We start from the raw sequence: 19,234 nt of genomic DNA, 5'->3' as shown, positions 1-19,234 counted from the left end.
GGGGCCGTATCGATCTGCGGCTCCGCCGCGTGGGCGTGGCCGGCCACAACGCACCCGCACCCGACGACGATACGATGCCAACCGTAAAGCGCCGCCGAACCCCCGGAGGGAACATGTCAGGGGAACCGCAGGACGACTGCCTGTTCTGCAAGATCGCCGAGGGCCATGTGCCGGCGACGATCGTGCGGGAGACGGAGACGACCGTAGCGTTCCGGGACATCAACCCCCAGGCGCCCACCCACGTCCTGGTCATCCCCAAGGCGCACTACAAGGACGCCGCCACCCTCGCCACCGCCGATCCGGCCCTCGCCGCGGACGTCCTGCGCGAGGCACAGGCCGTCGCCGACGAGGACAAGCTGGAGAGCTACCGCGTGGTCTTCAACACCGGCGCCGGCGCCGGCCAGACCGTGTTCCACGCGCATGCCCACGTCCTCGGCGGCCGTGGTCTGCAGTGGCCCCCCGGCTAGGGCGAAGTCGTCATGTCCGTACGCGAGTTGGTCGTCCTCGGGACGGCGAGCCAGGTCCCGACCCGGCACCGGAACCACAACGGGTATCTGCTGCGCTGGGACGGCGAAGGCATCCTCTTCGACCCCGGTGAGGGCACCCAGCGGCAGATGCTGCGCGCCGGCGTCGCCGCCCATGACCTGAACCGGATCTGCATCACCCACTTCCACGGGGATCACTCGCTCGGGCTCGCCGGAGTCATCCAGCGGATCAACCTCGACAAGGTCCCGCACCCCGTCACCGCCCACTACCCGCGCTCCGGCCGGCGCTTCTTCGACCGCCTTCGGTACGCCACCGCCTACCGCGAGACCGTCGAGATCACCGAGGCCCCGGTCGACACCGACGGCGTCATCGCCGACACCGGCGGCTACACGCTGCACACCGCCCTGCTGTCGCACCCCGTCGAGTCGTACGGCTACCGCCTCGTCGAGCCCGACGGCCGGCGCATGCTGCCCGAACGGCTCGCCGCGCACGGCATCAAGGGCCCGGACGTGGGCCGGATCCAGCGCGAAGGCGTCCTCGACGGTGTCTCGCTGGACGACGTGAGCGAGTTCCGGCGCGGGCAGCGGTTCGCGTTCGTCATGGACACCCGGCTGTGCGACGGGGTGTACGCGCTCGCCGACGGTTGCGACATGCTCGTCATCGAGTCGACCTTCCTGGACGAGGACGGCGAACTCGCCGCCGAGCACGGTCATCTGACCGCTGGTCAGGCCGCCCGGGTCGCGCTCGACAGCGGCGTACGGCATCTCGTGCTCACGCACTTCAGCCAGCGCTACACCGAGCCGGACGATTTCGAGTGGCAGGCACGGGACGCCGGTTTTGACGGGGAGCTGACGGTGGCGCACGACCTGCTGAGAGTCCCGCTCCCGAAACGTCGGTAATGCCGCCGTACGATGCTTTGATGCCCCTCCCCAAAGCAGAACTGCACCTTCACATCGAAGGCACCCTCGAACCCGAGCTCGCCTTCGAACTGGCCGCCCGCAACGGCGTCACACTGCCGTACGGCGACACCGGCGAACTCGGCAAGGCGTACGAGTTCGAGGACCTTCAGTCCTTCCTGAACCTGTACTACGAGCTCATGGCCGTCCTGCGCACCGAGCAGGACTTCGCGGACCTCGCGAACGCCTACCTCGCGCGGGCCGCCGCCCAGGGCGTGCGGCACGCGGAGATCTTCTTCGACCCGCAGGCCCACACCAAGCGGGGCGTCGAGCTGGGCACCGTCGTCGAGGGACTGTGGCGGGCGCTGGGCAGCAGCGAGGCCAACCACGGGGTCTCCACCCGGCTCATCATGTGCTTCCTGCGCGACGACTCCGCCGAGTCGGCCATGGAGACGCTGCGGGCCGCCGAGCCGTATCTCGCCCGGATCACCGGCGTGGGCCTCGACTCGGCCGAGGTCGGCCATCCGCCGGTGAAGTTCCGCGAGGTCTACGAGGCCGCCGCCGAACTCGGGCTGCGGCGCGTCGCGCACGCCGGCGAGGAGGGCCCGCCCGCGTACATCGCCGAGGCCCTGGACGTCCTCGGCGTCGAGCGCGTCGACCACGGGCTGCGCTGCATGGAGGACCCGGCGCTGGTCGAGCGGCTGGCGCGGGAGAGGGTGCCGCTGACCCTGTGCCCGCTGTCCAACGTGCGGCTGCGGACCGTCGACACCCTCGCCGACCACCCGCTGCCCGCGATGCTCGACGCCGGTCTGATGTGCACGGTCAACTCCGACGACCCGGCGTACTTCGGCGGGTACGCGGGCGACAACTTCGACGCCGTGCGCGAGACGCTGGCGTTGAGCGAGGGGCGGTTGCGCGAGCTCGCCCGCAACTCCTTCCTCGCCTCCTTCCTGGAGGACGACGAGGAGCTGCGGGCGCGGTATCTCGCCGAGGTGGAGGGTTACCGGTTCGGGTAGTCCTCCGGGCAGCCGCTCAGGTGGCGGCGGTCAGGCGGTCGGGGGCGGCCGGGGTGGCCTCGACGGTGTCCAGCGGGATCTCGACGACCTCGACGACCTCCGCCGTCTCGCCGGCCTCGCCGCTCGTGCGGGTCAGGCGGCCCAGCGCAACGGCCGTCATGGGTACGGAGACGACCAGCAGCCCCACTGCCAGGACCGCGCCCATGACCGGGAACCCGGCCTGCGCCGACAGCACGCTCCCGGTCAGTGGGCCCGCCGCCGTGCCCAGCGACGCCGCCGAACCGACGAGCACCGCCCAGCGGCCCCGCGGGTCGAGGGAGGCGGCGAGGCCGATGACGTACGACAGGACGATCGGGTAGATCGTGTTCCAGGCGATCTCGCCGGTCGCGAAGGTCGGCAGATCGGTGGCGGACGCGCTGAGCGCGATGCAGCCCGCGATGACGACCGTGCCGGCGCCGATCGGCAGCGCGAGGCCGAGACGCGGGCCGAGAGCACCCGCCCCGGTGACGCCGAGCAGCCCGGCGCCGAGCGCCACGGCGAACACCGCGCCGACCGTGGCCTCCGTCAACTGCGCCTGCGTCAGGCCGATCCGGCCGCTGACACCCCACAGGGAGTTCTGCGCCAGGGACCAGCACAGCATGCAGGCGGCCAGGACCAGGCCGGGGCGGCGATGGGGGAGACGTGCGGGGGGCCGGCGTGACTCGGTCGTCGGCGCGTCGACGGGAATACGGCCCGTCAGCGGCCATACGGCGAGCGCGGTGAGCGCGATGGCGGCCAGCGGCTGGGCATGGCCGGGACCGAGGTGCGGGACCGTCAGATAGACGGCGCCCGCGAGCGCGGAGACGCCCAGCAGGCCCGCCGTGGTGGTCCGGTGCGGGTCGTGCTGGGCGGCGATCCGGGTGGCGGCGACCGCGGTGGCCGTACCCGATCCGAAGCCGCCGACCAGCACGCCGAGGACGACGGCCGGGACGGCGTGCGCGAGGGCGGCGCCGCCGTAGCCGAGCAGGGCCAGGGTGAGGCCGATCCGGGCCAGCCTGCGGGCGCCGACGCGGTCGACGCGGGAGGCCAGCAGGAAGCCGGCCGCGGCGGAACTCAGCAGCAGCACACTGCCGACGGCACCCGCCTGGGTGGGGGAGAGCGGAAGTCCGGAGTCGAGCCTGCCGACGACCGTCGGCAGCAGATACGGAGCGAGGTACCCGGCCGTGAAAAGGGCGACGAGGGGCCAGGAAGTGGTGCGGGGGGCGAACACGGGCGTTCCCAGGGCATGCGAAAGGAGCGGCACAGATAAGGGGGAGGGGCGCATGCCGTCGACGGACAGGACCGCGCGGGCAATTTGTATCAAGCGGAGGGAGCCGCGAAAAAGTGGGGACGGAGTGATCTGAGGCACATTCCGTTTGCGTTGGGGAAAGGGGGGGAACAGTGGCGCTCGCCCGGGCCTTCGTCAGGCGCTCTCAGCTGCGCCAGTGCACCGAGCCGCCCGTCCCGCCGGGGGCCCTCGCCTCGATCTTCGCCCGGGTCTCCCGCATGACCGCCACGATCCGCTCCTCGTGCGCGGCCGACAGCCGGGCCACCGGCACCGAGCAGCTGATCGCGTCCTGCGCCGGGGTGTCGTAGCGCAGCGCGAAACCGAAGCCGACGATGCCGAGGACGCCCTCCTCGCGGTCGATGGACCAGCCGCGCGCCCGCACCTCGGCCAGGTCGGCGGCCAGTGACGCGCGGCTGGTGCGGGTGTTGGGGGTGAGCGCCCGGTACGGGCCCTCGGGCAGCTCGCCGTCGGGGCGTTCGGCGAGCAGCGCCTTGCCCAGGGCGCCGACGTGCGCCGGCAGCCGGCGGCCGACCCGGCTGATCGTCCTGAGGTATTCGTGCGACTCACGGGTCGCCAGATACGCCACGTCCCGGCCGTCGAGGCGGGCCATGTGGATCGTCTCGCCCAGCGCCTGCGACGCCTCGTCGAGGTAGGGGCGCACCAGGCGTACCCGTGGGTCGGAGTCGAGGTAGCTGGTGCCGGTGAGCAGGGCGTGGATGCCGATGCCGTAGAGCGAGCCGGTGACGTCGGTGCGGACCCAGCCGCGCGAGATCAGGGTCTGGAGCAACGCGTACATGGAGCTGCGCGGCACCTCCAGTTCGTCGGCCAGCTCCTGGAGGCGCGCGGGGCGGTCGCCGCGCGCGGCGAGGAGTTCGAGCAGCTCCACCGTGCGCGCCGCGGACTTCACCTCGCGTACGCCGCCTGTCTCCGACATGGGGCGATCGTAATCGGACGGGCCGTGCGATTGACGGTCACCGTTCGCGTATCTAATCTCAGTTCTTATACGTGGAAGACGTCTACATGGGGAGATGACGAGGGTGAGCCTGGGTACGGACACGGACACGGACACGGACTCGTACTCGGACACGATCCGTCGGCTGCGGGAGGGTATGGCACGCGGCGTGCTGTCGTTCCCGCTGACGAGCTTCCACGACGACGGCTCGCTGGACCCGGACGGCTGCCGCGCCCATCTCGCCGCCCAGCTCGCCACCGCACCCGGCGCGCTCTTCCCCGCCTGCGGCACCGGCGAGTTCTTCTCGCTGGACGAGGACGAGTACCGCGTCGTCGTCACCGCGGCCGTCGAGGAGGCGGCCGACCGGGTGCCCGTGGTGGCCGGCGTCGGATACGGCTGGGCGCAGGCCGCCCGGTTCGCGCGGATCGCCGAGGAGGCCGGCGCCGACGCCCTCCTCGTCCTGCCGCACTATCTCGTCGCCGCCCCGCAGGACGGCCTCGTCGGCCAGCTGGAGCAGCTCGCGGCCCGTACCCGGCTGCCGCTGATCGCCTACCAGCGGGGCCAGGTCACCTTCACCGCCGACTCGTTGCGCCGCATCGCGCGCATCCCCGGCGTCATCGGGCTCAAGGACGGCCACAGCGACCTCGACCGCCTCCAGCGGCTGACCCTGGCCGCCCCCGAGGGCTTCCTGTTCTTCAACGGCGCCGCCACCGCCGAGATCCAGGCCCGCGCCTACGCCACCGTCGGCGTCCCCGCCTACTCCTCCGCCGTGCACGCCTTCGCCCCCGAGATCGCGAACGCCTTCTTCGCCGCCCTGCGCGACGGCGACCACGGCTTCACCGACAAGCTGCTGCGCGAGTTCTACGTCCCGCTCGTCGAACTGCGCGACCGGGTGCCCGGCTACGCCGTCTCCCTGGTGAAGGCGGCGGCCCGGCTGCGCGGCCGCCCCGTCGGCCCCGTGCGCGCCCCGCTCACCGACCCGACACCCGCCGACCTGGCCGAGCTCAGGGCCCTGCTCGCCACCGGACTCGACCTCGTGGGAGCCGCGCTGTGAACCTGACGATCGCCGACGTACGCCTGACCCCGATCCTGGTCGCCGACCCGCCGCTGCTGAACACCCAGGGCGTCCACCAGCCCTACACGCCCCGCCTGATCGTGGAGGTCGAGACGGCCGACGGGGTCACGGGCCTCGGGGAGACGTACGGCGACACCAAATACCTGGAGCCGGCGCGGCCGTTCGCGCGCAAGCTGGTCGGACGCCAGGTCACGGACCTGAACGGCCTGTTCGCCCTCGCCGACGAGGTGGCCGTAGACCGGTCCCGGGTCTCCGGCCAGGTCGACGTCGGCGGCCTGCGCGGCGTCCAGACCGCCGACAAGCTACGGCTGTCCGTGGTCTCCGGCTTCGAGGTCGCCTGCCTCGACGCCCTCGGCAAGGCGCTCGGGCTGCCAGTGCACACGCTGCTCGGCGGCAAGGTGCGCGACACGGTCGAGTACAGCGCGTACCTGTTCTACAAGTGGGCCGGCCATCCGGCGGGCGTGCGCGCGGAGAAGGACGACTGGGGTGCCGCCGTCGACCCGGCCGGGGTCGTCGAGCAGGCGCGCAGGTTCAAGGAGACGTACGGCTTCACCTCCTTCAAGCTCAAGGGCGGTGTCTTCCCGCCGGACGAGGAGATCGCGGCCGTACGGGCCCTCGCCGAGGCCTTTCCCGGGCACCCGCTGCGGCTCGACCCCAACGGGGCCTGGTCGGTGGAGACCTCGCTGCGGGTGGCACGGGAGCTCGGGGACGTCCTGGAGTACCTGGAGGACCCGACCCTCGGCACGGCCGGCATGGCCGAGGTCGCGGCGCGGACCCGGGTGCCGCTGGCGACCAACATGTGCGTGACGACGTTCGCCGAGATCAAGGAAGCGTTCACGAACGACGCCGTCCAGGTGGTCCTCTCCGACCACCACTACTGGGGCGGGCTGCACAACACGCGGCAACTTGCGGCGATCTGCCGCACTTTCGGCGTCGGGGTGTCCATGCACTCCAACACCCACCTGGGCATCTCGCTGGCCGCGATGACCCACGTGGCGTCCACCGTGCCGGACCTCCACCACGCCTGCGACTCCCACTACCCTTGGCAGTCCGAGGACGTCCTCACCGAGCGCCTCACCTTCGAGGCCGGCAAGGTCGCCGTCCCGGACGGCCCCGGCCTGGGCGTCGAACTGGACCGCACGCGCCTCGCCGAACTGCACCGACGCTGGCTGGATGACGACGGCTCCCTCAGGGACCGCGACGACGCGGCGGCGATGCGGGTCGCGGAACCGGGGTGGACCGCGCCGCCGGTGCCGCGCTGGTAGGGGCGGCCCGGGGCGGGTGGCGGCTCCTCGACCCGCACGGACGGGCGGCGCCACGAAGATCGCGGTGGCGTTGTCAGTGGCTTGGTGCACACTGGCCAGATCGGCACCACGTCAGGGAGCACACCGTGACCACGCCCACCGGAAAGGGACCCTCGCCCCAGCGGCCGTCGGCCATGGCGGCGGGGCCGTGTCGCCGGGCCCAGGTCGACCCTCTCGACGGCCTGCGCACACCCGCCGACCCGCCCTGGGACGTGTACCTCACGGGCACGGTCTTCCTGGACATCATCTTCACCGGCCTCGACTCCGCCCCGGTCCGCGGGACCGAGTCCTGGGCGCGCGGCATGGGCTCCAGCCCCGGCGGCGTGGCGAACATGGCCACCGCCCTGGCCCGCCTCGGCCTGCGCACCTCGCTCGCGGCGGCCTTCGGCGACGACCACTACGGCGACTACTGCTGGGACGCCCTGGAGCAGGGCGAGGGCATCGACCTCTCACCGTCGCGCACGGTCCCCGGCTGGCACTCGCCGGTGACGGTGTCGATGGCGTACGAGGGGGAGCGCACGATGGTCTCCCACGGCCACGAGCCGCCCCCCGAGCCCGTGCCCCTCCCGGACGGGGCACCGGAGTGCCCGCCGCGCGCCCGTGCCGCCGTCGCCTCCCTGGTGCCGGGCACCCGCGCACCCTGGATCGCGCAGGCTGCCGGCAAGGGCGCCCGCATCTTCGCCGACGTCGGCTGGGACGACACGGGGGCATGGGATCTGGCGGGTCTCGCGGACCTGGAGCACTGCGAGGCGTTCCTGCCGAACGCCCAGGAGGCGATGCGGTACACCCGCACCGAGTGCCCCCGCGAGGCGGCCCGCGCCCTCACCGAGCACGTCCCGCTCGCGGTCGTCACCCTCGGCGCGGAGGGCGCGTACGCGGTGGACGGCAGGACCGGGGAGACGGCCGTGGTCCCGGCCATCGCCGTGGAGGCGCTGGACCCGACCGGCGCCGGTGATGTCTTCGTCGCCGGGTTCGTCACCGGCACCCTCGCCGACTGGCCGCTGGCCGACCGGCTGGCCTTCGCGGGCCTGACGGCCGCCCTCTCGGTCCAGGAGTTCGGCGGCTCCCTCTCGGCCCCCTCCTGGGCCGAGATCGGCGCCTGGTGGCGGCAGGTCCAGTCCCTCGACCGGCAGGACCCCGAGGCCCTGCGCCGGTACGCGTTCCTGACGGACCTGGTGCCGAAGGACGCGGGAAGACCCTGGCCACTGCGCCGGGCGGTGCCGACGATCGGGTTCAGACGGTCGGCGTGAGAGCGGTGGCGGCCGGGCTTGAGACAGCCGCCACTGGAGCGTCGGCGGGCCGGGCTCTGACGGTCGGCGTGAGTGCCGCGGCGGCCGGGCTCTGGCAGTAGCCATGAGAGCGTCGGCCGGTCGGGCACTGACGGTCGGCGTGAGAGCGGCGGCGGGCCGGGGTCAGCTCGGTGTCGCCGGGGTCAGCACCACGAAGTCCGCGTTCGACGGATCCACGCACACCGCGAGCCGGCCGACACCCTCGGCGTCGTCCGGGCCCATCTGCACACTGCCGCCGTTCTCGGTGACCTTGGCGACCGCCGCGTCGCAGTCGTCGACGTTGAACACCGGGTGCCAGTACGGCTTGCCGTTCGCCAGCGCGAGGTTCTCCGTCGGCAGCTCCATCAGGCCGCCCTGCATACGCTCCTCGGGCTGCCCGGCGGGCGTGATGATGGTGTACGCGCCACCGCCGCCCGGCAGTTCCATGTCGCTGTACTGCCAGCCGAAGATCCCGCCGTAGAACTCCTTCGCGGCCGCGGCGTCGGTCGTGTACAGCTCGGTCCAGGACAGCGAGCCCGTCTCGTCCGCCAGCTCGAAGCCCGAGTTCTTCCCCGGCTGCCACACGGCGAACTGTCCGCCCAGCGGATCGGTGAACTGCGCCATCCGGCCCCAGTCCTCCAGATCCATCGGCGCCACCCGCACCGTGCCGCCCGCGCTCTGCACCGCCTGCGTCGTGGCGTCCGCGTCCGGGACCGTGTAGTAGATCATCCAGGCCGAGCGCGCCCCCTCCTCGGTGAGCCGGCCCAGGCCGGCGACCGTCTTGCCGTCCTTCTTGAACATGCCGCCCTGGAATTCCTCGTCCCCGCCCATGGACTCGTACTCCCAGCCGAGCACGGCACCGTAGAAGGCCGCGGAGGCCCGCACATCGGGGGCGCCGAGGTCGAGCCAGCAGGGGGAACCCGGGGCCTGGTCGGTGGTGATCATGACGATTCCCTTCCGCCGATCCTGTATGCCCTCAGCGTGACACCGGCCACCGACAATCGCCCGCCGACCTTCCTCGCCCCCGCCTGAACGGGCCTCGTCCTCAAACGCCGGACGGGCTGAAGAACCGGGGGGTCCAGGGGACAGAGCCCCCTGGCGGGGTTGAAGGGGCGGAGCCCCCTTCAGGATGGGACGGGTAGGGGCGGCGGGGGCGAAAACGCCTCGAACCTCAGCCCGCCGTCACCCTCGTACGCACCGCCCCGTCCGGCCCCGCCACCAGCACCGGCGTCCCCGCCCCGCCGAGATCCCGCACGGCGGCCCGGTCCGCGTCCGAGGCGCCCTCCGCCTCCGTCACGACCGCCGCCGCCTCCAGCGACGTCGCCCCCGAGGCCACCGCCATCGCCACCGCCGTCTGCAGCGCGCTCAGCTTCAACGACTCCAGGGCCACCGTCCCGGCGACATACGTACGGCCCGTCTCGTCCCGTACGGCCGCCCCCTCGGGCACACCGTTGCGGGCCCGTGCGGAACGGGCCAGGGTGACGATCTTGCGGTCCTCGGGGTCGAGCGCGCTGTTGTCGGTCATGAGCCGAGCATACGTAGCACCACCACGCCTATCCGGCCACGGGGTACATCGCCCCGCGTCGGCCCTCCGGGGAGGCCAGCCACTCCAGCTTGGCCGCCGTGTTCGCCTCGTCCAGCGGTGTGTGCAGCACGATCGACAGATCGGGCCGCACCGGCATCTGCATCACGCTCGACTCCAGACACAGCACCCCGACCAGCGGATGCTCCAGCTCCTTGCGGATCTGCCCGGCGTCCTCGATGTCCCGCCGCTCCCACAGCGCGGTGAACTCCGCGCTGGACTCCTTCGCCTCGGCCAGCACGGCCTGGAACCCCTCGTCGTCGGGGGAGGCCGAGCAGACCGCGCGGAACTGTGCCACGACCGTGGCCGCGTTCGCCTCCCAGTTCCTGGAGCGCGCGCGGTACATCGGGTCGGTGAAGAAGTCGATGAGGCAGTTCCACCGCTTGCCGGGGCGCATGCCGAGCACCGTGGCGGCCGCGTCGTTGTACAGCACGCCGTTGTAGTACTTGTCCATGATGTGCGCCGGATACGGCATCCACGCGTCGATCAGCCGCCGCAGCCCGTCGCACATGTCCTGCTTCCCGGGCGCCACTTCGGGCGCCGGCGGATTCAGTCCGGCCAGCAGATACAGATGCCGGCGCTCGGCGTTGCTCAGCCGCAGCACCCGGCCCACGGAGTCCAGCACCTGCGGCGAGACGGAGATCTCCCGCCCCTGCTCCAGCCACTGGTACCAGGAGGCGCCCACCCCGGCCAGCACGGCGACCTCCTCGCGCCGCAGCCCCGGTGTGCGGCGCCGCGCGCCACCGTCGGGCAGTCCGGCCTCGCCCGGGGTCACCCGGGCCCGCCTGCTCATCAGGAACTCGCGCAGTTCGAGCCGCCGATGGCTCTTCAGCGTGCCCTCGGACACGTCCGGATCCCCCTCATCCCGTTGCCTGGTGGTGCCACCACCAGCACAACTTCCCGCTCCCCACGGCTATTCCGACGCCAGCAGGCTCTTGCCCATGGCGATCGACACTCCCACTCCCACAGCCACCCCACCGCTCGACACCCCCAAGCTGCCGACGCGCGACAGACTCGTCCTGTTCGTCCTGTGCGCCGCCCAGTTCATGGTCGCGCTCGACTTCTCCGTGCTGAACGTCGCCCTGCCCGTCCTCGGCGCCGACCTCGGCATGAGCCAGTCGGCGTTGCAGTGGGCGATCACCGCGTTCGCGCTGCCGTCCGGCGGTTTCCTGCTCCTGTTCGGCCGCATCGGTGACCTCTTCGGCCGCCGCAAGCTGTTCCTCACCGGCCTCGCCCTGTTCGCCGCCGCCTCGGTCCTTGCCACGTTCGCCTGGGACCCGGCGTCGTTCCTCGCCGGCCGCGCCCTCCAGGGCCTCGGCGCGGCGGTCATCGTCCCGACCGGGATGTCCCTGCTGACGACGACCTTCGCCGAGGGCCCCGCCCGGGACCGGGCCCTCGGTATCTCCGGGACGCTGATGTCCCTCGGCTTCACCATCGGCATGGTGGCCGGCGGCATCCTGACCGACGCGCTCGGCTGGCGCTCCACGATGGGCCTGCTCGCGGTCTTCGCCCTGATCGTGCTGCCCCTCGCGCCCGGCCTGCTGCCCGAGTCCCGTACCCCGGAGCGCCCGCACCTCGACGTCCCCGGCGCGATCACCGTCACCGGTGGTCTGCTGTCCTTGATCTACGCCCTGACGACGGCCGCCGACCACGGTTTCGCCCGCGCCGACGTCATCGTGACCCTGATCGTCGGCCTCGCGCTCCTGGCCGCCTTCGTGATCGTGGAGTCCCGCACCGCGGCACCGCTGGTCTCCCTGCCCATGCTGCGCCGCCGCACGGTGGCGTGGGGCAACGTCGGCGGGCTGGTCACCTTCTCGATGATGTCGACGGTGATCTTCGTGCTCACCCTGTACCTCCAGGAGATCCTGCGCCTGTCGGCCTGGGAGACGGGTCTGGTCTTCGGCGTGCAGGGCGTGGTCTCGGTCGTCGCGGGCGCGCTCACCCCGAGGTTCGTCAGCCGCCTCGGCGCCCGCCGCACCCTGGTCTACTCCCTCACAGGACAGGGCGCCTTCATCTCCGCCCTGGTGTTCCTGGACACCGGCACCTGGTCCGTCTGGCTGGCCACGGCCGCCGTCTCGGTGGCGAGCATGTTCCACCTGGGCGCGATCATCTCCTACGGCCTGACGGTCACCTCCGGTGTCCCCGACGAGGAACAGGGCCTGGCCACCGGCCTGGTCACCTCCACCCAGCAGATCGGCCTCACCGTCGGCATCCCGCTGCTCGGCGTCCTCGCCACCACCGCCGACGACCTGCTGTCCGGCACCCGTACGGCGATGGCCCTGAACGCGGCGATCGTCCTGACCGCGGCGGCTCTGGTGGCGCTGGGTCTGCGGGGCGCGGCTCGTCGCTGACCAAGGGGCACAGTGAGAGCGACGGCCCACCTCCGACACCGGAGGTGGGCCGACGCATCAACTTCGGCCGACGGACGGGGACTCGGCGGAATCCTTCACGTGATCGAGGAACGCGCACCAGGCCACCCGGCGAAAGGCGACAACCGCTGCGTGCGGGCGGGTCGAATGGCGTACCAGCAATTCCTCACCGGTCCAGGCCGCTTCCAGACACGCGCTCCCGTCGGGGTTGCTCGCACTGCTCTTGCGCCACGCCCACGAACCGCCCACGCCTTCTCCTCCAGCCCGGGTGCGGAAGGCCAGCCGCGGCTGTCAGCGGGAGGGAAGGACGACATCTGGGATTCGGCTCGGTCGCCTTCCCCACGGCTGGTGCAGGGACACGCAGCACCTCTTCCAGAGTATCGGGCCGTCATTGGAATATGAATGACCCAATTCTCGCCAACGTCCCCTGTGCCAGCGCGAGTTAGACGGTTTCTCCTGACTCGGCGCGCAGGAGCGCCTCCAGGTCGTCCGTGCCGGCGTCCATCCGGGTGGCCAGCAGACGCAGCAGGCTGTCGACGCCGTCCTTGAGCGCGAGGTCCTCCAGCTCCCAGAACCTCTCCAGGTAACGGCCGGTCTCCTCGGGGGCGTTGGTGCTGTAGGTGTCGCCACGGGAGTTCTCGATGAAGAGCGAGTCCGGCATTTCGTCGGTCTCGAACTCGAAGAGCGTGAACGGACCCATGATGCCGGGGTGAGCGCCGACGCTGAGCGGGAGGATCTGCAGCGTGATCCCGGGTTGTGCCGCCAGCTCGGAGAGCCGCTCCAACTGGGCGCGCATCACACCACGGCCACCGACCTGACGCCGTACGACGGCCTCGTCGAGGATGTAGAAGAGCTGGCGGTCACCGCCCGCTCCCGACGTGAGCTGTTCCTGCCGGGCGAGCCTGGCCTCTACGGCACGGTCCAGCTTCTCGTCGGCGATTCCCTTGTCGTAGGCACGCATGATCGCGCGCGCGTACTCCTCGGTCTGCAGCGGGCCGGGAAGCACCAGGGAGCTGTACTGGCGGATGATCGACGCCGCCGACTCCAGCGCGAGGAACTGCAGGACCTCTTTGCTGTAGAGGTCGCGGTACTCGGTGAACGGCATCTTGCGGCTTCCGCGAGCGAGGTCGAGAAGCGCGTCGATCTTGCGGCGGTCGGTGATCCCGTAAGCGGCCAGCAGCGATCGGAGGTCGTTGATCGAGATGCCGACCTCGCCCGCCTCGATGCGGATGAGCTTGGAGGGGCTCCACTCCATCATCTTCGCCACTTCGCGCTGCGTGAGGTCCGCACTGGTCCGCGCCCTGCGGAGCTCCGTGCGCAGTCGTAGCCGCTGCAGTGCCGCACTTGGCGCGCTCATGTTGGCTCCACCCCCAAATGGACCTCGCGGGGTGCAACATAGCAGAATAGCTGCTTACTCATCGAGACCTTCCGGTCCGGTTGTCTTCTTTTCAGCGGAACCCAAAAGCCGCAGGTCGGCAACTCGGTGTATATGGCAGCCATCCCTGCGGCCCAGGTAGCAGAAAGCTACATGGCAGTCTGTCAACTCGCCGACGTGACCCCTCAGTCATCCGGGTGACGTTAGCGACCTGGCAAAGAGCTCTACCCAGGTGCGCACCGCCCGGCTACGCTGGACTGGACCGGTCGTCTGACCTCAACAGGCGGAACCCGAAGGGAGGTTGAGCGCAGCAGCATCGAAGTTGACGTCGGCTCAGCCGTCGGGGCGTCTCTCCCCTCCAGGTCGCGAGCGTCATGGAGCGCCGCGGTCTCCGTGACCTATGGGGACCAGGAAGGAGAACGGCCCCATGGCTGAGGAAGAGCCGCCGGGGCGTCGCAACAATCGCACATGGAACCAGAGGCTCGCACTTGCGCTTCCCTGGTTCAGTCTGCTCATCGCTATCCAGCAGATCGTGGACTGGGTACTTCCCCACGTGTGATGAAAGCGGCCCCGACCTGAGGGCCGGGGCCAAGTAGGCGGACGCCAACGCATATGTTCCACTCCGAGTTTCCCTGGCCGGCAGCCCGGAGTGGGACTGTCTAGGTTCCGCCAGTCCCTCCATTCTGCCGCTCCACACGCGCTATGGCGAGGCATCGCAAGTGGGTTGGTCGCGTGTGGCCGGGAAAGCACCCTTCCGGCCGTCGCGGGGGGTACTCAGGGACGGTCGAGACGGAGCCGGTCGGGCCTCGGCAGGCCCGCCACCACCAGGTCGTACGAGTCCTCCACCAGCTCCCGGACCAGGCGGTCGGGAAGGTCGCCGTCGACCGTCACCGTGTTCCAGTGGCGCTTGTTCATGTGATAGCCGGGAATGATCAGGCCGGGGTACTCGCCGCGCAGGCGGACCGCGTCGTCCGGGTCGCACTTCAGGTTGACCGTCAGAGGGCGCGCATCCAGTCGCGTCAGGGCGAACAGCTTGCCGAGGACCTTGAAGACCGAGGTCTCCGGAGTGAAGGGGAAGTCCTCCACCGACGCGTTGAACGACAGACAGAAGGCGCGCAGCTCCTGAGGTGTCACTCGGACTCCTTCTCCTCCTCCGGGGGCACGAGGGGACCCACCGGCTCGACGAGCACGGTCACGATCTTGTTCCGGCGGCCGGCCGCCGCCTCGGCCGTCAGCCGCAGAGTGCGTCCGTCGGGCAGGTCGACCGACGACGACGCCCCGGCGATCGGCACCCGGCCCAGCGCCTTCGCCAGCAGACCTCCGACCGTCTCCACGTCCTCGTCGTCGTACTCGTCGAGGCCGTACAGCTCGCCCAGGTCGGTGATGTCCAGGCGGGCGGTGACGCGGTAGCGGTCCTCGCCGAGGTCCTCCACCGGCGGCAGCTCACGGTCGTACTCGTCGGTGATCTCGCCGACGATCTCCTCGAGGATGTCCTCGATGGTGACGATGCCGGCGGTGCCGCCGTACTCGTCGATGACGACCGCGACGTGGTTGCGCTCCTTCTGCATCTCGCGCAGCAGATCACCGGCGTTCTTGGTGTCGGGCACGAAGAAGGCGGGCCGCATCGCCGTCGACACCAGCTCGCTCTCCGCGTCCCGGGAGATGTGCGTCTTGCGGGTCAGGTCCTTCAGATACACCATCCCGACCACGTCGTCCTCGCTCTCGCCGACCACCGGGATCCGCGAGAAACCGGAGCGCAGGGCGAGGGTGAGGGCCTGGCGGATGGTCTTGTAGCGCTCGATGACCACGAGGTCGGTGCGCGGGACCATGACCTCCCGCACCAGCGTGTCACCGAGCTCGAAGACCGAGTGCACCATACGGCGCTCCTCGTCCTCGATCAGCGACTCCTTCTCGGCGAGGTCGACCAGCGCCCGCAGCTCCGCCTCGGAGGCGAACGGGCCGCGCCGGAAGCCCTTGCCGGGGGTGAGCGCGTTGCCGATGAGGATCAGCAGATACGGGATCGGGCCCATGACACGGGCCAGCGGCAGCAGGACGTACGCCGCGGCCGTCGCCGTGTTCAGCGGGTGCTGGCGGCCGATGGTGCGCGGGGAGACCCCGACGGCGACGTACGACACCAGGACCATGACGGCTATGGCGACCAGCAGGGCCTGGGTGGTGCTGTCGAACTCCTGGAGACACGCGTACGTCACCAGCGCGGCGGCGGCCATCTCACAGGCCACGCGCACCAGCAGCGCCACGTTCAGATAGCGCGTCGGGTCGGCGGCGACGAGCGCGAGCTTCTCGCTGCCGCGCCGCCCGCTGCGTACGGCCTCCTCGGCCCGGAAGCTGGAGACGCGCGCCAGGCCCGCCTCCGCGCAGGCGGCGAGCCAGGCGACGACCACCAGGGCGATGGCGCCGGAGACCAGGGCGGGACTCATGACACGGTCGGGGCCGGGGAAGGACCGGTCAGGCCCTTCTCCGAACGCCAGCCGTCCACGATGGCCGCCTGGAGACCGAACATCTCGGCCTTCTCGTCGGGCTCCTCGTGGTCGTACCCGAGGAGGTGCAGCACACCGTGGACGGCGAGCAGCTGGAGCTCCTCGTCCATGGTGTGCTGCGTGGGCGCCTCGGCCCCCTGCTTGGCGGCGACCTCGGGGCAGAGCACGATGTCGCCGAGCAGCCCCTGCGGCGGCTCCTCGTCGTCCTTCGAGGGCGGCCGCAGCTCGTCCATCGGGAAGGACATGACATCCGTGGGTCCCGGCAGGTCCATCCACTGGATGTGGAGCTGCTCCATGGCGTCGGCGTCCACGACGATCACCGAGAGCTCGGAGAGCGGGTGGATGCGCATCCGTGTGAGCGCGTAGCGGGCGATGTCGAGGATCGCCTGCTCATCGACCTCGGTGCCGGACTCGTTGTTGACGTCGATCGACATGGGCGTGCGTGGTCTCTACTTCCCCTTGTGCCCGGCTTTGCCGCGGCCCTTGTGTGTGCCGTTCCGGGTGCCGTGCGTGTTGTCGTACTTCTCGTAGGCGTCGACGATACGGCCGACCAGCTTGTGCCGGACGACATCCTGCGACGACAGCCGGGAGAAGTGGACGTCGTCCAGGCCCTCAAGGATGTCCTGCACCTGCCGCAGACCGGACTTGGTGCCGTCCGGGAGGTCGACCTGGGTCACGTCACCGGTGATGACTATCTTCGAGTCGAAGCCGAGGCGGGTGAGGAACATCTTCATCTGCTCGGGGCTCGTGTTCTGGGCCTCGTCGAGAATGATGAAGGCGTCGTTCAGCGTGCGTCCGCGCATGTACGCCAGCGGCGCGACCTCGATGGTCCCGGCGGCCATCAGCCTGGGGATGGAGTCCGGGTCGAGCATGTCGTGCAGCGCGTCGTACAGCGGCCGCAGATACGGGTCGATCTTCTCGTAGAGCGTGCCGGGCAGGAAGCCGAGCCGCTCGCCCGCCTCCACCGCGGGGCGGGTCAGGATGATGCGGTTGACCTGCTTGGACTGCAGGGCCTGCACCGCCTTCGCCATGGCGAGATAGGTCTTGCCGGTACCGGCGGGGCCGATGCCGAAGACGATCGTGTGCTTGTCGATCGCGTCGACGTACCGCTTCTGGTTGAGGGTCTTGGGGCGGATCGTGCGGCCGCGGGAGGAGAGGATGTTCTGGGTGAGCACCTCGGCCGGGGTCTCCTCCGGGCCCTCCCCGTTCTCAGTGGCTCTGAGCATGGCGATCGAGCGTTCCACTGCGTCCTCCGTCATCGGTTGCCCGGTGCGGAGCACCAGCATCATCTCGTCGAACAGGCGCTGTATGAGGGCGACTTCCGCTGAGTCGCCGACGGCGCTGATCTCATTGCCCCGGACGTGGATGTCGGTCGCCGGGAAGGCCGTCTCGATCACGCGCAGCAGGGAGTCGCCGGACCCCAGCACGGTCACCATGGGGTGCTGGGCGGGGACGGTGAACTGTGCTCTCGCCTGCCCCTGCGCGGGTGTGTGAGCTGTGGGTGTCTGAGTCATGGGCCGGCTCGTAGGCCTTGCTCGTCCTCCTCGATACGACTCGCCCGCCACATGGGCGGCCTGGCGATTTCAAGGGTACGCCGGGGGACTGACAGTGCCGTAGGGCTTTTCCCGGGGACAGGCCGAGCGGCTCAGAAGCCCAGCTTGCGCAGCTGCCGGGGATCCCGCTGCCAGTCCTTGGCGACCTTCACGTGCAGGTCGAGGAAGACCGGGGTGCCGAGGAGGGCCTCGATCTGCTTGCGGGACTTGATGCCGACGTCCTTCAGGCGCTTGCCCTTGGGGCCGATGATGATGCCCTTCTGGCTGGGGCGCTCGATGTAGACGAAGGCGTGGATGTCGAGCAGGGGCTTGTCGGCGGGGCGGTCCTCACGGGGGAGCATCTCCTCGACCACGACGGCGATGGAGTGCGGCAGCTCGTCGCGGACGCCCTCCAGCGCGGCCTCCCGGATCAGCTCCGCGATCATGACCTGCTCGGGCTCGTCGGTGAGGTCGCCCTCGGGGTAGAGCGCGGGCCCCTCCGGCAGCAGCGGGACGATCAGGTCGGCCAGCAGGCCCACCTGCTTGTCGCCGACCGCCGAGACGGGCACGATCTCGGCCCACTCGAAGCCGAGCTCCTTGCCGAGTTGGTCGATCGCGATCAGCTGCTCGGCCAGGGTCTTGCCGTCCACCAGGTCGGTCTTCGTGACGATCGCGATCTTCGGCGTCTTCTTGATCGACGCCAGCTCCTTCGCGATGAACCGGTCACCGGGGCCGAGCTTCTCGTTCGCGGGCAGGCAGAAGCCGATCACGTCGACCTCGGCCCAGGTGGTGCGTACGACGTCGTTCAACCGCTCGCCCAGCAGCGTGCGCGGCTTGTGCAGCCCGGGGGTGTCCACCAGGATCAGCTGGGCGTCGGGCCGGTGCACGATCCCCCGCACCGTGTGCCGCGTCGTCTGTGGCTGGTTCGCGGTGATCGCCACCTTCTGGCCGACCAGAGCGTTCGTGAGGGTGGACTTGCCCGCGTTGGGGCGGCCCACGAAGCAGGCGAAGCCGGCGCGGTGGGGGGCCTCGGACGGCTCGGATGACTGATGACGAACGCTCATGGCGCCCATTCTCCCTGATCCACAACCTCCCGCCGCACAAGGTCCCGGACCTTACGGTGCACGCCGGGACCGCCTACGATCGCGGGGTCCCGGGGCACGCAGCCCCGGCACCGCGTCCGCTCCCGCCGCGCAGAAGGTCAAGAAGCAGGCATGAAGCTCATCACCGCGATCGTCAAGCCGTACCGGCTCGACGAGGTCAAGACCGCTCTCCAGGAGATCGGCGTGCAGGGCCTGACCGTGACCGAGGCCAGCGGCTACGGCCGGCAGCGCGGCCACACCGAGGTGTACCGCGGCGCGGAGTACCAGGTCGACCTGGTGCCGAAGGTCCGTATCGAGGTCGTCGTGGACGACGCGGCGGCGCAGGACGTCATCGACGCCGTCGTGACGGCCGCCCGGACCGGCAAGATCGGCGACGGCAAGGTCTGGGCGCTGCCGGTGGACACGGTCGTACGGGTACGGACGGGCGAGCGCGGCCCCGACGCGCTGTAGCAGCCACGACGGCGCCGGGACC

At 70.7% G+C, this 19,234-nt stretch carries 21 protein-coding genes; 9 read left to right on the top strand and 12 right to left on the bottom strand.

The features are described from left to right. Nucleotides 1–113 precede the first annotated feature (113 nt). The 3 genes from ACFPQ9_RS24450 to ACFPQ9_RS24440 are packed head-to-tail and all read left to right on the top strand — an operon-like array spanning nt 114 to nt 2,398. A complete protein-coding gene (locus ACFPQ9_RS24450; protein WP_380857028.1) occupies nt 114–467 on the top strand; it encodes a histidine triad nucleotide-binding protein in 354 nt (117 codons plus the stop codon). A gap of 12 nt (nt 468–479) precedes the next feature. Further along, on the top strand, nt 480–1,385 hold the full coding sequence (locus tag ACFPQ9_RS24445; RefSeq protein WP_380857025.1) for a ribonuclease Z: 906 nt from the start codon (nt 480–482) through the stop codon (nt 1,383–1,385). Between the two features lie 20 nt (nt 1,386–1,405). Beyond that, complete coding sequence (locus ACFPQ9_RS24440; protein ID WP_380857022.1) at nt 1,406–2,398, top strand: adenosine deaminase; 993 nt, start codon at nt 1,406–1,408, stop codon at nt 2,396–2,398. Between the two features lie 16 nt (nt 2,399–2,414). On the opposite strand, the gene ACFPQ9_RS24435 is transcribed toward ACFPQ9_RS24440, so the two are convergent. Next, a complete protein-coding gene (locus tag ACFPQ9_RS24435) occupies nt 2,415–3,647 on the bottom strand; it encodes an MFS transporter (protein WP_380857019.1) in 1,233 nt (410 codons plus the stop codon). Between the two features lie 202 nt (nt 3,648–3,849). Next, nucleotides 3,850–4,638 carry an IclR family transcriptional regulator gene (locus ACFPQ9_RS24430; protein ID WP_380857016.1) on the bottom strand — a complete coding sequence of 263 codons (789 nt, stop codon included), beginning with the start codon at nt 4,636–4,638 and terminating at the stop codon, nt 3,850–3,852. A gap of 94 nt (nt 4,639–4,732) precedes the next feature. Here ACFPQ9_RS24430 and ACFPQ9_RS24425 point away from each other — a divergent pair, with 94 nt between their 5' ends. The 3 genes from ACFPQ9_RS24425 (at nt 4,733) to ACFPQ9_RS24415 (ending at nt 8,285) form a co-directional block, all read left to right on the top strand. Beyond that, nucleotides 4,733–5,710, top strand: a complete 978-nt coding sequence (locus ACFPQ9_RS24425; protein ID WP_380857013.1) for a 5-dehydro-4-deoxyglucarate dehydratase — start codon at nt 4,733–4,735, stop codon at nt 5,708–5,710. Then, entirely contained in the window at nt 5,707–6,996 is a 1,290-nt protein-coding gene (locus tag ACFPQ9_RS24420; protein ID WP_380857010.1) for a glucarate dehydratase family protein, read from the top strand. The genes ACFPQ9_RS24425 and ACFPQ9_RS24420 overlap by 4 nt, the downstream gene beginning before the upstream one ends. 173 nt (nt 6,997–7,169) lie before the next feature. Further along, nucleotides 7,170–8,285 carry a carbohydrate kinase family protein gene (locus ACFPQ9_RS24415; RefSeq protein ID WP_380858644.1) on the top strand — a complete coding sequence of 372 codons (1,116 nt, stop codon included), beginning with the start codon at nt 7,170–7,172 and terminating at the stop codon, nt 8,283–8,285. Between the two features lie 162 nt (nt 8,286–8,447). On the opposite strand, the gene ACFPQ9_RS24410 is transcribed toward ACFPQ9_RS24415, so the two are convergent. The 3 genes from ACFPQ9_RS24410 to ACFPQ9_RS24400 form a co-directional block, all read right to left on the bottom strand. Next, nucleotides 8,448–9,248, bottom strand: a complete 801-nt coding sequence (locus ACFPQ9_RS24410; RefSeq protein ID WP_380857007.1) for a VOC family protein — start codon at nt 9,246–9,248, stop codon at nt 8,448–8,450. Nucleotides 9,249–9,474: 226 nt separating this feature from the next. Next, nucleotides 9,475–9,828, bottom strand: coding sequence for a cytidine deaminase (locus ACFPQ9_RS24405; protein WP_380857004.1), 354 nt, complete (start codon nt 9,826–9,828; stop codon nt 9,475–9,477). A gap of 28 nt (nt 9,829–9,856) precedes the next feature. Continuing rightward, nucleotides 9,857–10,678 carry a helix-turn-helix transcriptional regulator gene (locus ACFPQ9_RS24400; RefSeq protein ID WP_380858641.1) on the bottom strand — a complete coding sequence of 274 codons (822 nt, stop codon included), beginning with the start codon at nt 10,676–10,678 and terminating at the stop codon, nt 9,857–9,859. 148 nt (nt 10,679–10,826) lie between these two features. On the opposite strand from ACFPQ9_RS24400, the gene ACFPQ9_RS24395 reads away from it, so the two are divergent. Further along, the gene (locus ACFPQ9_RS24395) at nt 10,827–12,236 is read left to right on the top strand and encodes an MFS transporter (protein ID WP_380857002.1); all 1,410 of its coding nucleotides are present in this window, start codon (nt 10,827–10,829) and stop codon (nt 12,234–12,236) included. A 57-nt stretch (nt 12,237–12,293) separates the two neighbouring features. On the opposite strand, the gene ACFPQ9_RS24390 is transcribed toward ACFPQ9_RS24395, so the two are convergent. Both ACFPQ9_RS24390 and ACFPQ9_RS24385 read right to left on the bottom strand, forming a co-directional pair. Further along, nucleotides 12,294–12,503, bottom strand: coding sequence for a DUF397 domain-containing protein (locus ACFPQ9_RS24390; RefSeq protein ID WP_380856999.1), 210 nt, complete (start codon nt 12,501–12,503; stop codon nt 12,294–12,296). 193 nt (nt 12,504–12,696) lie between these two features. After that, a complete protein-coding gene (locus tag ACFPQ9_RS24385; RefSeq protein ID WP_380856996.1) occupies nt 12,697–13,611 on the bottom strand; it encodes a helix-turn-helix domain-containing protein in 915 nt (304 codons plus the stop codon). 445 nt (nt 13,612–14,056) lie between these two features. Between ACFPQ9_RS24385 and ACFPQ9_RS24380 the strand changes: the two genes are divergently transcribed. Beyond that, nucleotides 14,057–14,188, top strand: coding sequence for a hypothetical protein (locus tag ACFPQ9_RS24380; RefSeq protein WP_380856993.1), 132 nt, complete (start codon nt 14,057–14,059; stop codon nt 14,186–14,188). A 215-nt stretch (nt 14,189–14,403) separates the two neighbouring features. Here the strand turns inward: ACFPQ9_RS24380 and ACFPQ9_RS24375 are convergent, their stop codons facing one another. The 5 genes from ACFPQ9_RS24375 to era form a co-directional block, all read right to left on the bottom strand. Beyond that, nucleotides 14,404–14,763, bottom strand: a complete 360-nt coding sequence (locus ACFPQ9_RS24375; RefSeq protein ID WP_380856990.1) for an MmcQ/YjbR family DNA-binding protein — start codon at nt 14,761–14,763, stop codon at nt 14,404–14,406. Next, on the bottom strand, nt 14,760–16,067 hold the full coding sequence (locus tag ACFPQ9_RS24370; protein WP_380856987.1) for a hemolysin family protein: 1,308 nt from the start codon (nt 16,065–16,067) through the stop codon (nt 14,760–14,762). The genes ACFPQ9_RS24375 and ACFPQ9_RS24370 overlap by 4 nt, the downstream gene beginning before the upstream one ends. Next, a complete protein-coding gene (ybeY, locus tag ACFPQ9_RS24365; RefSeq protein WP_380856984.1) occupies nt 16,064–16,561 on the bottom strand; it encodes an rRNA maturation RNase YbeY in 498 nt (165 codons plus the stop codon). The genes ACFPQ9_RS24370 and ybeY overlap by 4 nt, the downstream gene beginning before the upstream one ends. Before the next feature lie 15 nt (nt 16,562–16,576). After that, nucleotides 16,577–17,641 (bottom strand): PhoH family protein, encoded by a 1,065-nt coding sequence (locus ACFPQ9_RS24360; RefSeq protein WP_380856981.1) that lies wholly within the window; start codon nt 17,639–17,641, stop codon nt 16,577–16,579. A gap of 131 nt (nt 17,642–17,772) precedes the next feature. Then, nucleotides 17,773–18,732, bottom strand: a complete 960-nt coding sequence (gene era / locus ACFPQ9_RS24355; RefSeq protein WP_380856978.1) for a GTPase Era — start codon at nt 18,730–18,732, stop codon at nt 17,773–17,775. Between the two features lie 141 nt (nt 18,733–18,873). Between era and ACFPQ9_RS24350 the strand changes: the two genes are divergently transcribed. Next, nucleotides 18,874–19,212 (top strand): P-II family nitrogen regulator, encoded by a 339-nt coding sequence (locus ACFPQ9_RS24350; RefSeq protein WP_380856975.1) that lies wholly within the window; start codon nt 18,874–18,876, stop codon nt 19,210–19,212. Nucleotides 19,213–19,234: the final 22 nt, after the last annotated feature.

It is taken from the genome of Streptomyces coerulescens (genome assembly GCF_042657965.1).
Taxonomy (GTDB): domain Bacteria; phylum Actinomycetota; class Actinomycetes; order Streptomycetales; family Streptomycetaceae; genus Streptomyces; species Streptomyces coerulescens.
This window is presented reverse-complemented; position numbering and strand designations above follow the sequence as displayed.

Bases quoted from the DNA above. Each gene is read 5' to 3' on its own strand.
- ACFPQ9_RS24450 (WP_380857028.1), top strand. From the start codon at position 114: ATGTCAGGGGAACCGCAGGACGACTGCCTGTTCTGCAAGATCGCCGAG.
- ACFPQ9_RS24445 (WP_380857025.1), top strand. From the start codon at position 480: ATGTCCGTACGCGAGTTGGTCGTCCTCGGGACGGCGAGCCAGGTCCCG.
- ACFPQ9_RS24440 (WP_380857022.1), top strand. From the start codon at position 1,406: ATGCCCCTCCCCAAAGCAGAACTGCACCTTCACATCGAAGGCACCCTC.
- ACFPQ9_RS24430 (WP_380857016.1), bottom strand. From the start codon at position 4,638: ATGTCGGAGACAGGCGGCGTACGCGAGGTGAAGTCCGCGGCGCGCACG.
- ACFPQ9_RS24425 (WP_380857013.1), top strand. From the start codon at position 4,733: ATGACGAGGGTGAGCCTGGGTACGGACACGGACACGGACACGGACTCG.
- ACFPQ9_RS24415 (WP_380858644.1), top strand. From the start codon at position 7,170: ATGGCGGCGGGGCCGTGTCGCCGGGCCCAGGTCGACCCTCTCGACGGC.
- ACFPQ9_RS24410 (WP_380857007.1), bottom strand. From the start codon at position 9,248: ATGATCACCACCGACCAGGCCCCGGGTTCCCCCTGCTGGCTCGACCTC.
- ACFPQ9_RS24405 (WP_380857004.1), bottom strand. From the start codon at position 9,828: ATGACCGACAACAGCGCGCTCGACCCCGAGGACCGCAAGATCGTCACC.
- ACFPQ9_RS24400 (WP_380858641.1), bottom strand. From the start codon at position 10,678: ATGAGCAGGCGGGCCCGGGTGACCCCGGGCGAGGCCGGACTGCCCGAC.
- ACFPQ9_RS24395 (WP_380857002.1), top strand. From the start codon at position 10,827: ATGGCGATCGACACTCCCACTCCCACAGCCACCCCACCGCTCGACACC.
- ACFPQ9_RS24385 (WP_380856996.1), bottom strand. From the start codon at position 13,611: ATGAGCGCGCCAAGTGCGGCACTGCAGCGGCTACGACTGCGCACGGAG.
- ACFPQ9_RS24380 (WP_380856993.1), top strand. From the start codon at position 14,057: ATGGCTGAGGAAGAGCCGCCGGGGCGTCGCAACAATCGCACATGGAAC.
- ACFPQ9_RS24370 (WP_380856987.1), bottom strand. From the start codon at position 16,067: ATGAGTCCCGCCCTGGTCTCCGGCGCCATCGCCCTGGTGGTCGTCGCC.
- ybeY (WP_380856984.1), bottom strand. From the start codon at position 16,561: ATGTCGATCGACGTCAACAACGAGTCCGGCACCGAGGTCGATGAGCAG.
- ACFPQ9_RS24360 (WP_380856981.1), bottom strand. From the start codon at position 17,641: ATGACTCAGACACCCACAGCTCACACACCCGCGCAGGGGCAGGCGAGA.
- era (WP_380856978.1), bottom strand. From the start codon at position 18,732: ATGGGCGCCATGAGCGTTCGTCATCAGTCATCCGAGCCGTCCGAGGCC.
- ACFPQ9_RS24350 (WP_380856975.1), top strand. From the start codon at position 18,874: ATGAAGCTCATCACCGCGATCGTCAAGCCGTACCGGCTCGACGAGGTC.